Annotated in this window: 6 protein-coding genes; 5 read left to right on the plus strand and 1 reads right to left on the minus strand. The window is 36.7% G+C overall.

What is annotated here, in order from left to right; all coding sequences use genetic code 11:
* Positions 1-74 precede the first annotated feature (74 nt).
* From C8P67_RS17535 to C8P67_RS17545, 3 genes are all read left to right on the plus strand, one after another.
* Positions 75-2207, plus strand: a complete 2133-nt coding sequence (locus C8P67_RS17535; RefSeq protein ID WP_115814486.1) for an RICIN domain-containing protein — start codon at positions 75-77, stop codon at positions 2205-2207.
* A 128-nt stretch (positions 2208-2335) separates the two neighbouring features.
* The gene (locus tag C8P67_RS17540) at positions 2336-4885 is read left to right on the plus strand and encodes an RICIN domain-containing protein (protein WP_115814487.1); all 2550 of its coding nucleotides are present in this window, start codon (positions 2336-2338) and stop codon (positions 4883-4885) included.
* An 89-nt stretch (positions 4886-4974) separates the two neighbouring features.
* Positions 4975-8223, plus strand: a complete 3249-nt coding sequence (locus C8P67_RS17545) for a TIM-barrel domain-containing protein (RefSeq protein ID WP_115814488.1) — start codon at positions 4975-4977, stop codon at positions 8221-8223.
* 167 nt (positions 8224-8390) lie between these two features.
* Here C8P67_RS17545 and C8P67_RS17550 read toward each other — a convergent pair whose 3' ends face one another.
* Entirely contained in the window at positions 8391-9281 is an 891-nt protein-coding gene (locus C8P67_RS17550; protein WP_115814489.1) for an AraC family transcriptional regulator, read from the minus strand.
* 195 nt (positions 9282-9476) lie between these two features.
* Between C8P67_RS17550 and C8P67_RS17555 the strand changes: the two genes are divergently transcribed.
* Together C8P67_RS17555 and C8P67_RS17560 are read left to right on the plus strand one after the other, a co-directional pair.
* Complete coding sequence (locus C8P67_RS17555; protein WP_115814490.1) at positions 9477-11219, plus strand: class I mannose-6-phosphate isomerase; 1743 nt, start codon at positions 9477-9479, stop codon at positions 11217-11219.
* Positions 11220-11295: 76 nt separating this feature from the next.
* Entirely contained in the window at positions 11296-12192 is an 897-nt protein-coding gene (locus C8P67_RS17560) for an ROK family protein (RefSeq protein ID WP_115814491.1), read from the plus strand.
* Positions 12193-12245 lie beyond the last annotated feature (53 nt).

The following is a 12245-nucleotide window of genomic DNA, read 5'->3' on the forward strand; positions in this document are numbered from 1 at the left end:
TTATAGTTTTTGAAAAGTATGGAACAAAAAATGCAAAGCGATTTATTAAAAAATAAAATCAAACACTGGAAATTATGATACAAATTAAAATGAATAAGTACGATCTCCTTGATAAATTGAGATTTCGTCTTACAGTACTTTTAGTATTTTTAAGTTTAACTGCTTCTGTCCAAGCACAGCTAAGTGGTAATCCTTTGTTCACAGGAGCTGATCCCGAGATTCATTACTTTAACAATAAGTATTATATCTACACTACGGCGACTTATGGCACACAGTTTCATGCCTATTCCTCAAACGATCTGACTAACTGGATTGACGAAGGTCTTATTTTTGATCTTTATCCGGACAGCCCTTGGTCACAAAATAATGGCTGGGCGCCAGCAGTCGTTTTCCGCAACAATAAATATTATTTTTATTATACTGCCGAGACTAAAATAGGCGTGGCGGTTGGGAATACGCCTATTGGTCCTTTTACAGATATTGGAGCACCGCTTATAGGAACAGATCCTTATACTGATGATATTATCGATGCCGATGTTTTTGTTGATGATGATGGACAGGCCTATATTTATTATGGAGGATCAGGCAAAAGCAGAATGGTGGTTCGTAAATTAAATGCCGATATGGTTTCGCTGGCAACAGGGCCTACAGATATAACTCCTGTAAATTATACTGAAGGACCTTATATGGTAAAGCGCAAAGGTATTTATTACATGATGTATTCTAATGGATCCTGGTTTAATGATACTTACAATGTGCAGTATTCAACATCAAGCTCACCCATGGGACCTTGGACTTATAGAGGGAAGATATTAAGTTCCAACATTGAGGATAAAGGTCCGGGGCATCATGGAGTTTTAAAAATAGGAAACTGTGATGAGTATTATATTATTTACCATCGTTATGAAAATAGTGCTTCTGGGGACAGAAAAATTGCTATTGACAGAATGTATTTCAATTCGTCAGATTTGATTGATCCTGTTAATATGACTAATTATGGTGTTGCGCCTAGAGTATTAGATCAATCCTGTCCTACACAAAATATTGTTTCAGGAGGAATTTATAAGTTAACGCACAAAGGAACTAATCAATGTCTGGATGTTTTTAATAACAGCAGCCAGTCGGGAGCAAACGTACAGCAAAGTACAGACAACGGCAGTGATGCCCAAAGATGGTATATTACAAAAGAAGCCGATGGTTTCTATAAATTAACACACAAAGGAACAGCACAGGTTTTAGATGTTGATAATAATAGCAGTCAGGCTGGTGCCAATGTACAGCAATGGACCGATCTTGGTACCGATGCACAGCGCTGGAAAATTGAAATGATGTCTGATGGTTACTGCAAATTAACCCACAAAGGAACTACTCAATGTCTGGATGTAGATAACAATAGTAATCAATCAGGGGCGAATGTGCAGCAATGGGGAGATAATCTTGCTGCCAATAATGATGCGCAGCGATGGAAACTTGATCTCATAGAAGTTCCGATTGTTTCCGGAGGGATTTATCAGCTGACTCATAAAGGTACTAACCAAAGACTGGATGTGAGCGGAGGCAGTACGCAGCAAGGTGCTAATGTGCAGCAGCACAACCCTAATGAGACTGATGCACAGCGCTGGGTTATCACAAAAGAATCTGACGGTTTTTATAAATTAACTCATAGAGGAACTAATCAGGTTTTGGACGTTGATAACAATAGCAGTCAGGCTGGAGCAAATGTACAGCAGTGGACAGATCTTGGCACCAATGCACAGCGCTGGAAAATTGAATTGATGCCTGACGGTTATTTTAAGCTAACCCATAAAAACACTTCTTTATGTCTAGATGTTGTAAATAATCTTGCAGAACCAGGAACGAATGTACACCAATATACAGATAATGGTAACGACGCACAGCGCTGGAAACTCGATCTGGTAAAACCTATAGCAAATACTGCCAAAATAGCTAAATCACAATTAAAAACTGATGATGAAGCGGGGCCAATAGCTTTAAATGTTTATCCAAATCCGGTAAAGAATACACTTTTTTTTACTGCAGAAATGACTGGAACTCATGTTAGTATTTTGTCTTCAGCAGGAAACTTAGTTTCACAGCAAAAAGTAACGAATAACAGTGTAGATGTTTCAGGTTTAGCGTCAGGAATTTATTTTGTGGTCTTTGATAAAGATGGAATAAAAAGCACAAAAAGATTTATTAAAAAATAACACCAAACAAAATTCTGCAGTTTTCTAAACTAAGAATTAATTTAATTAATTGACATCTCTAAAAACGGATTGTTATTACAGTTTAAAAAGAAACAGTAAGTTTTTAGAGAGTTTTAAAAATAGTAATTATGATGCGAATTATAAAAAGCAGTTATAATCTAATTAACCAAACAAGATTTCGTCTTACGGTATTTTTAATGTTTATAAGTTCAGCTGCTTCGGTGCAGGCACAAACCAGTGGTAATCCTTTATTTTCGGGTGCGGACCCCGAAATTCATTATTTTGAAAATAAATATTATATCTATACTACTGCCACTTACGGCACGCAGTTTCATGCTTACTCCTCAATTGATTTAACCAACTGGAAGGACGAAGGTGTTATCATGGATCTTTATCCGGATAGTCCCTGGGCACAAAATAATGGCTGGGCACCAGCAGTTGTTTTCCACAATAACAAATACTATTTCTATTATACGGCCGAAGCCAAAATAGGCGTTGCAGTGGGTGATACGCCCATTGGACCTTTTAAAGATACAAATGCTGCGCCGCTTATCGCAACAGACCCAAAGATGACTGATATTATTGATGCCATGGTGTTTACAGATGACGATGGTCAAAGCTATATTTATTATGGAGGCTCAGGTCAAAGCAAATTATCGGTGCGTAAATTAGGAGCCGATATGGTTTCAGTTTCTGCACCTACAGACATAACGCCTCAAAATTATACTGAAGGGCCATTTATGGTAAAGCGGAAAGGTATTTATTATATGATGTATTCTAATGGCTTTTGGGGCAATGACAGTTATAATGTGCAATATTCTACTTCCACAACTCCAGTGGGGCCTTGGACATATAGAGGAAGTGTGCTTAGTTCTAATTCAGAAGATAAAGGACCTGGACATCATTCTGTTATAAAAATGGGTGACTGCGACGAATACTATATTGTATATCATCGTTATGAAAACGGATCAAGCGGAGATCGAAAAATTGCCATTGATCATATGTATTTTAATGCAAATGATTTAATCGAACCCGTAAATATGACTAATTATGGGGTAAAACCAAGAATACCCGATAATACATGTTCATCACTGCCTGTCTCTCCAATTGTTTCGGGAGGTATTTATAAGCTATCACACAAAGGGACTAATCAGTATCTGGAAGCAGCAGGCAATAGCAGTCAGCCGGGTGCCAATGTTCAGCAGAATAATGACAGTGGCAGCGATTCACAGCGCTGGGTTATTACTCTTGAATCTGATGGTTTTCATAAACTGACACACAAAAACACCAATCAATGTTTAGAGGCAGAAAACGGCAGTAATCAGCCTGACGCAAATGTACAGCAGGGAACTGATAGTGGTGCCGACAGTCAGCATTGGAATTTAGAAGCTATGACAGATGGTTATTTTAAGATAACGCATAAAGGAACCAATCAATGTTTAGATGTAGATCAAAATAGTAATGCTCCCCTTGCCAATGTGAAACAATACACAGATAACGGAAGCGACGGACAGCGCTGGAAATTGGAATTAGTTGAAATTCCAGTTGTTTCCGGAGGTTTATATAAGCTGACGCATAAAGGAACTAATCAGGTCTTAAGTGTAGATAAAGACAGTACTACGCCGGGAGCCAATGTACATCAGTGGACTGACAGCGGTAATGTTGATGCGCAGCGCTGGTATGTTACACTGGAAAGTGATGGGTTTTATCAGTTAAAGCACAAGGGAACAAATCAGGTTTTAGATGTTGATAATAATAGCGGTAATGATGGTGCCAATGTGCATCAGTGGGATGATACTGATAATGATGCCCAGCGCTGGAAATTGGATTTGATGCCTGACGGTTATTTTAAATTAACACATAAAGGAACGACTAAATGTCTCGATGTTAACAATAACCTTGCGGAGCCAGGGACAAATGTGCAGCAGTGGAATGACATTGATAATAATCCTGCCCAGCGCTGGAAAATGGATTTGATGCCAGATGTGAATCCAGTAATTGGCACCGGAAATGGTCTGTCAGGAAATTATTTCAACGGAATGAATTTTAATACACCTGCATTAAGCAGAGTGGATGCTGCCATTAATTTTGACTGGGGATTTACTTCTCCGGGAGCAGGCGTAGATCAAGATCAGTTCACAGTACGCTGGACAGGTCGAGTACAGCCAAAATATACTGGTGAGTATACTTTTTATGTGACTAGCAACAACGGAAGAAGACTCTGGGTCAACAACCAGTTAATTATTGATAAATGGATTGATGATACAGCCGAAAACAGAGGTAAAATTTTCCTTGTAGCAGGTGAAAAATATGATATTAAATTAGAATATTTTGAAAACAGCAGTGCAGCTTCCTGCAAATTAGAATGGTCAAATTTTTTACAGGGCAGAGAAGTTATAGGCAAATCGCAGTTTTATGACAGCACTTTGGGTATTCACGATTTGCAGCAAAACCATCAGATTGTAATAACAAATCCTGTAGATCAGGTATTGCATATTACTTCGGATATTAATCTATCAAACGCTGATATAAAAATATTTGATATTCAAGGTAGACTGTTAAGTAATCCTAAAAAGTTCTACAATGATCTGTATGTCGGTAATTTAACTAAGGGTGTCTATATCCTGCAGGTTCAAATGAACGGCGATAAATATGTAAAGAAATTTATTAAAAAATAAACCCAGAATAAAAAATATATGCTTAAAATAAATTATTGATTTGGATAATAATTTTAAGTTTTTATTGAAGATTAATTTTAAATGAGAATATGAAAACAAAACAATTTTTACTTACAATTTTTAGCTTTGCTTCGGCAGCGTTAATGGCACAGGAATTTAAACCCGAAGCAAATCCAGCGGCGACGGTAGTGTCAGGAAACGCAAGATTTACGGTGCTTTCGCCTCGGGTAATACGTATGGAATGGAGTGCAGATGCCAAGTTTACAGACAATGCTTCTTTAACTTTTGTTAATAGAAACCTTCCAGTGCCGGCTTTTACGAAAAAAGAGACTAATGGTGTTCTCCAAATAACTACAGATGCTGTAAAGCTAAAATATAAAATAGGTTCAGGTAAGTTTACCCAAAATAATTTGAGTGTGGATTTTATTGTTAATGGTAAAAATACAACTTGGAAAGTGGGAATGCAGAATACTAGAAATCTATTGGGAACAACCAGAACTCTAGATGGAGTTGATGGAGCTGCCAAGGAACTGGAGCAAGGCATAATTTCACGTGACGGATGGTATTTGATAGACGACAGTGAACGCCCGCTTTTTGACAATTCCGAATGGGCGTGGGTAATGGCAAGACCAGGAGATAAACCTCAGGATTTATATCTTTTTGCTTATGATTCCAATTATAAAATTGCTCTGAAAGACTACACGGATATTGCAGGTAAAATTGCTATGCCTCCGCGATTTTCCTTTGGTGCATGGTGGTCGCGCTATAGAGAATATACCGATACTGAATTTCGTGAACTTGTTGGCGAATTCAAGACACATGATGTACCTCTTGATGTATTTGTGATTGATATTGACTGGCACGTAAAATCATTGCCTGAATTTTTCAAAAATGGACAAAGGCAAAGAGATCAAGCGGGCGAAGATGCCGGATGGACTGGGTTTACATGGAATAAGGATTTCTTTCCTTCTCCAGAAAAGTTTTTAAAATGGACAAATGAGCAGCATCTCAAAACTTGTTTAAACCTGCATCCGGCTTCAGGTATACAGCCATTTGAGGAAGTATACCCCGAAATGGCCAAAGCTATGGGTATTGATCCGGCTACAAAAAAGTTTGTGCCTTTTGATATTACAGATAAAAAATTTGCAACCAATTATATGAATCTCGTGCTGCATCCGATTGAAAAAGCTGGTGTAGATTTTTGGTGGCTTGACTGGCAGCAATGGGGAAACACTAATATTCCAGGAGTTAACCCTACTTTCTATTTAAACTACGTGCACTATAGCGACATGGAACGCCAAGACAAAGTACGTCCGCTTATATTTCACCGTTGGGGAGGATTAGGAAATCACAGGTATCAAATCGGATTTTCTGGAGATACGCATGTAACTTGGAAATCATTGGATTATCAGCCTTATTTTACATCCACTGCGGCCAATGTTGGATTTGGATACTGGAGTCATGATATTGGAGGACATCAAGGGGATGCCGGTTCTCCTGAACTTTATACAAGATGGATTCAATGGGGCATTTTTAGTCCAATATTTAGAACCCACGCTACTTCAGAACCACAGCATGAGCGCCGTATATGGGCTTATCCGCTTGAAAATTTCCAAATTATGCGGGATGCTTATTTATTGAGATATTCTTTAGTGCCGTACCTATATAATGAAGCTCGTAATACTTATGAGACTGGTGTTTCTACTGTGCATCCAATGTATTATGATTATCCAAAAGACGAAAATGCATATTCTATGCCTAACCAATATATGTTTGGCCGTGATATGATAGCACATCCTATTACTAAACCTATCGATAATGGAAGTATATTTCTTTCGCACGAAACATGGCTTCCTGAGGGTAAATGGTATGAATGCAGTACAGGAAGTATTCTGGAAGGAAACAAAAAAGTTACAATGCCTTTCACTTTAGGAGATATTCCTGTTTTTGTAAAAGAAGGAGCTATTATCCCTATGCAGTCAAAAGTTGAAAGAACAGATGAATCACCGCTTAACCCGCTTATTCTTTCATTTTATCCTGGTGAAAAAGGAGCTTTGAAACTATATGAAGATGAGGGTAACAATAATAATTTCAAGAAAGGTGCCTTTACATACACACCTGTTACTTCGGAGCGTTCAGGTAATGCAATGAATATTACTATAGCAGCAGCAGAAGGTTCATTCCCTGGAATGCTGTCTTCAAGAGGTTATGAGCTCCGTTTTCCCTGCTCTTTCCCTCCAATAAGTGTAACTGTCAACGGACAGAATATTCCATTCAGTGATGTTGCCAAAGCTGGCAGCTGGATTTATTCTGGAAACGATTTTGAAACGACTGTTTATGTACCAGAATCTGCAACGAATAAAGCTGTTTCTGTTCAAATCCAATTTCCTGATTATGATCAGCAGCTTCTTTCAGGTAAAAAAGGACAGCTTAAATACATCAAAAAATTCGAAACATTTCGTGTGACAAATAACTGGAATAACGGATTGTATAACGCTTCAGGAATTATTTCACTTTCGCAATTGGGTCAGAATCTGGATTATAATCTTAAAGATATAAAAGCTGAGGTTGATAAATTTGATGATCGCTGGAACAATGCTCTTTTGGTCATTCAATCTGCTAGTGAAACAAATAAAGTGTACAGACCTTATTACGAATTACTTAAAAAGTATGGAAATATTGCCGAAAGACCAGAATTTAAAAACACGGCAAGCGCACTAGAATCAGGAACAAAGGCTAAAGTTGAATTTATTACAAAAGGAACTGATAAAATTTATTACACAACAGATGGATCTGTTCCAACACGCAATTCACAGCTTTACACAAAAGCAGTAGAAACTGCAGTTCCAGTACGTGTAAACGCTATTGCTTGTCCCGAAGGAAATGGAGTTTGCAGTTCTGCCGTATCAAAAATATTTTATGATAAAAACAAAGGATTAAGTTATAGTCTGTACAAAGGAACTTGGAATAAAATACCAGATTTTAATAAACTTACTCCAGTTGACAAAGGCTATGTTCCTGATTTTGATTTGAGCAAAATTAAACATGATGCTACTAGTTATGGTGTTGAGTATAATGGTTCTGTAAACATTCCTGCTGATGGAAAATATACTTTCTATATAGGTTCTGATGATGGAAGTAAACTCTACATCAATAACGAACTGATAATTGATAATGATGGATTACACGGTTTTAACGAAAAAAGTGCAGAAATAACAGTAAAGAAAGGGCAGCTGCCAATTCGTGTAGAATATTTTCAAGAAAACTATGGAGACGGACTTTCAGTCGAGTTTTCATCTGATAAAATTGCTAAAACCAGTCTTTTTCCATCTTTTTAAAGTAAATGAATTAGCCGTCCGTCAATAAGTAAGATTTTAATATTAAATCGTTTACGGAGCTAGGCTAAAGCAAACCGATCAAGTGTGTTTACCACATTTGGTCGGTTTCTTTATTTTATATTGTTTTAAAACCAGCAAACAGACAATAGATTTGATGAGGTATATGATTAAACATTTCGTTCCTGTTCTTTATATTTTGAAGGAGATATGCCCATGACTTTTCCAAAAATCCTGCTAAAATAAGCGGCGTCTTTAAATCCAAGTTTTGGATAGATATCGCTGATTTTTAAGTTTGATAATTCGAGATATTGACAAGCCTTTTCTATTTTTAAATTTATAAAATATTTAATGGGTGATTGTTTAGTTTCCTCTTGAAACAATGCAGAAAAGTGTGAAGGAGAGTAGTTAAAATGTTTTGCAAATTGATCTAAAGTCAGATTGTGCTCTACATTTTCACGCATATAATAAATGACTTTTTGACTAAACTGATTTTCAATTCCATCACGATTACGAATCTGACGGAACTGGCTGTCATATTTAAAGGATGCTAGGAAATGAAAAAGACAAAGCGAAGCATAATTATAATGATTACTATGAAAACTCAGTTCTAGGTTTTCATATATTTCTTCAAACATATCTATACGGTCCTGTAACCTGGAATCGACTTCAGGTAAGATTTGATAAGGGATAATCGGTAAACTTAAAAAGGAAGACGCCAGTTTTCCTTTGAAATGTATCCAGTATATTGTCCATGGATTTGCTCTGTCAGCACCATAGCTATACGGTGTGTTTGGCGGTAAAATCAAATAATGATTTTCTTTAATAGCGTAAGTATTTCCTCCTACTTTATACCATCCTTCGCCCGAAGTACAGTAAATTAAAATATAATAATCAACACCGGTGTCTTTCTTTATAAAGTGATATTTCACCGCAGGAAACAAGCCTATTTTTGTAGCGTATAGGCTCATTGTTAATGGGTTGTGTTCATTGTTGTCAATAACTTCCGGACTGATAACAACTAATCTTTGTCCTTTAAATCCTTCTTTTTGCTGCAGCATAATATAAGTAGTTTTATTTCGTAAGATAGTACAAGTAAATCACAACAAAGTTATATTTTTTTCACTTCAATCAACAATATATTTGTACCGATCACATGAATCGCTTATTGTTTTTATTAGCCAAAAAGATATAGGTATTCGAGAGCTTTTAAGTTTGATGTGATAAAATTTTAGAATTAATCATCATTTTATATTATGAGTACTTATAACAAAACACCTTTTTTTTCAATTGCAGGCAAAGCTTTTACTGGTTGGGATTCTATTATTGAAGAATTGAATTTAAAAATTAATAATTCCAATGCTAATCGCCGGATTTTAGTAGTTGAATGTTATCAGGGAGTTAATCACGATGAATTGATAAGCAGTTTTAGCCGTCTTAATGCTAGTGTTTTTATTAATTCTGAGGAAGCATTTTATTCAGAAGAAAAGATAAGTGAACTGACTTATCCAGATGTTACTGATGATGCTATTTTTGGTTTTATTACAAGGCTTAACTATATCGATTTCTTAAATTCTGAAAAAGTAGAAAAACTTCGTGCAAAAATTAAAAACGCTGCAGGGCTTGTAGTTGTTTACGGTCATGCGGCATCTTTAATTGCTGAAGATTATGACTGCTTGGTTTATGCCGATATGGCTCGTTGGGAAATTCAGCTTCGCCAGCGCAGTCATGAAATTAATAATATCGGTTTGAAAAATACAGTCGAAGAGCCAGGTATTCAATACAAAAGAAGTTTTTTTGTCGACTGGCGGGTTTGTGACAGATTGAAACAACAATTATTTGAAAAGGCAGATTATTGGCTGGATACTAATAAAAAGAATGAACCAAAAATGGTAGCGGCTCAAACGCTTCTGGACGGATTAACCGCAGTTTCAAAAAGTCCTTTCCGTGTTGTTCCCTATTTTGATCCTGGACCTTGGGGAGGACAATGGATGAAGGAAGTCATTGGATTGGATAAATCAAAATCAAATTACGCCTGGTCTTTTGACGGTGTACCCGAAGAAAACAGTCTGCTGTTAGAGCTGGATGGCGAAATTATTGAAATTCCGAGTATCAATTTAGTCTTTTATAAAAGTACCGAATTGTTAGGTGCTCCGGTAGAGTCAAGATTCGGAAAAGAGTTTCCTATACGATTTGATTTTCTTGATACAATGGATGGAGGAAATCTAAGTTTACAAGTCCATCCTACTACACAATATATACGCGAAAAATTCGGGATGAATTACACACAGGATGAAAGTTACTATATGCTGGATGCAAAACCTGATGCAACCGTATTCTTAGGATTAAAAACAGGATGCAACAGTGAAGAGATGCTGTCGGGATTAAAAAAATCTCAGGAAACTGGAAGTTCCTTTGATGCAGAAAAATACGTTAATGTATTTCCTGCGAAAAAACATGATCATTTCCTGATTCCGAATGGAACAATTCACTGTTCCGGAACAAATGGAATGGTACTAGAAATTAGTGCAACTCCATATATTTTCACTTTCAAGCTTTATGACTGGGGCCGAATGGGGCTGAATGGTAAACCCAGAGCAATCAATATAGCTCATGGAGAACAAGTCATTAACTGGAGTACAGATACAGAATATTGCATTGAGAATTTAGTTGATCAGGTAAAACAAGTTGGTGAAGGAGACGGATGGCGTGAAGAAAGAACAGGTTTACATAAAACCCAATTTATAGAAACACGACGCCACTGGTTTACAAAAAAGGTTTTACATCAAACAGGAGACAGTGTGAATGTATTAAATCTAGTAGAAGGTGAAGAAGCAATTGTTGAAAGTCCAGCCAATATCTTCAAGCCATTTGTGGTTCATTATGCAGAAACATTTATTGTACCAGCTGCTGTTGGAGAATATTCTATTAGGCCATTTGGTGCGAGTAAAGGGAAAGAATGTGCTACGATAAAAGCATACGTAAGGCATAAGGCATAATGCAAAGTCAAAATTTTAATTCTTGACTTTTTGTGGCAGGGTAACAAGTAAATCTATAATAATACAAAAAAATAAAATGAAAGATTCATATAACATAGGGGTTGATGTTGGAGGTTCACATATTTCTTGTGCCTATGTCCATAAATCGACAGGCAAAATAGTTGAAGGAAGTTTTGCTGAACGCAAGATAGATTCGAATGGTAATATTCAGGAATTTATGCAATCGCTGCGCTTATTATTTGGACAATTATTTTCAGTAGCAAGCCCTGATTCTTTTTCAGGTGTTGGTATTGCTATGCCGGGCCCTTTTGATTATGAAAATGGAATTTCAAAAATTAGAGGAGTCCAAAAATTTGAAGCTCTATATGACATTAATCTTAAGCAGGTATTCAAAGAAGTAATTGGCAAGGAAGATATCTCCGTATGTTTTACAAATGATGCAAGCTGTTATGCGTTAGGCGAATATTATGCAGGTGCTGCTCAAAACAGTAAGAGAACAATTGTCGTGACATTGGGTACGGGATTCGGAAGTACTTTTCTTATTAATGGAATTACTCAATCGATTGCGGGAAATGGAGTGCCTCCAGAAGGATATTTATATAATGTCCCTTTTAAGGAAAGTATTGCGGATGATTATTTTTCAACAAGATGGTTTGTAAATACCTGCAAAGAAAGATATGATCTTGACGTTTCAGGAGCCAGAGAAACTGCTGAATTGGCTAAGAAAAACGATTCAAAAGCATTAGCAGTTTTTGAAGAATTTGCCGAAAATCTGACAGAAATGATTTTTCCTTGGATTGACCAATTTAAACCAGACACTTTTGTAATTGGAGGAAGTATTGCTAAAGCATTTCCTTTCTTTTTGGAAAATCTGAATAATAAGTTAGTGAAGAAAGGGGTAAAGAATCTTAAAACAACAACATGTGAATTGTGGGATGGAGCCCCAATTGTAGGTGCCGCGATGACTATGTAAAAATAAACAGAATGACCAAGAGCCGATAAACTCATAGTTTTTATTGGTTCACT

This window comes from Flavobacterium aquicola (assembly GCF_003385115.1).
GTDB lineage: Bacteria > Bacteroidota > Bacteroidia > Flavobacteriales > Flavobacteriaceae > Flavobacterium > Flavobacterium aquicola.

What these genes read in the sequence shown, in the direction of transcription:
- C8P67_RS17535 (WP_115814486.1), top strand. Translation starts at nt 75, where the DNA reads ATGATACAAATTAAAATGAATAAGTACGATCTCCTTGATAAATTGAGA.
- C8P67_RS17540 (WP_115814487.1), top strand. Translation starts at nt 2,336, where the DNA reads ATGATGCGAATTATAAAAAGCAGTTATAATCTAATTAACCAAACAAGA.
- C8P67_RS17545 (WP_115814488.1), top strand. Translation starts at nt 4,975, where the DNA reads ATGAAAACAAAACAATTTTTACTTACAATTTTTAGCTTTGCTTCGGCA.
- C8P67_RS17550 (WP_115814489.1), bottom strand. Translation starts at nt 9,281, where the DNA reads ATGCTGCAGCAAAAAGAAGGATTTAAAGGACAAAGATTAGTTGTTATC.
- C8P67_RS17555 (WP_115814490.1), top strand. Translation starts at nt 9,477, where the DNA reads ATGAGTACTTATAACAAAACACCTTTTTTTTCAATTGCAGGCAAAGCT.
- C8P67_RS17560 (WP_115814491.1), top strand. Translation starts at nt 11,296, where the DNA reads ATGAAAGATTCATATAACATAGGGGTTGATGTTGGAGGTTCACATATT.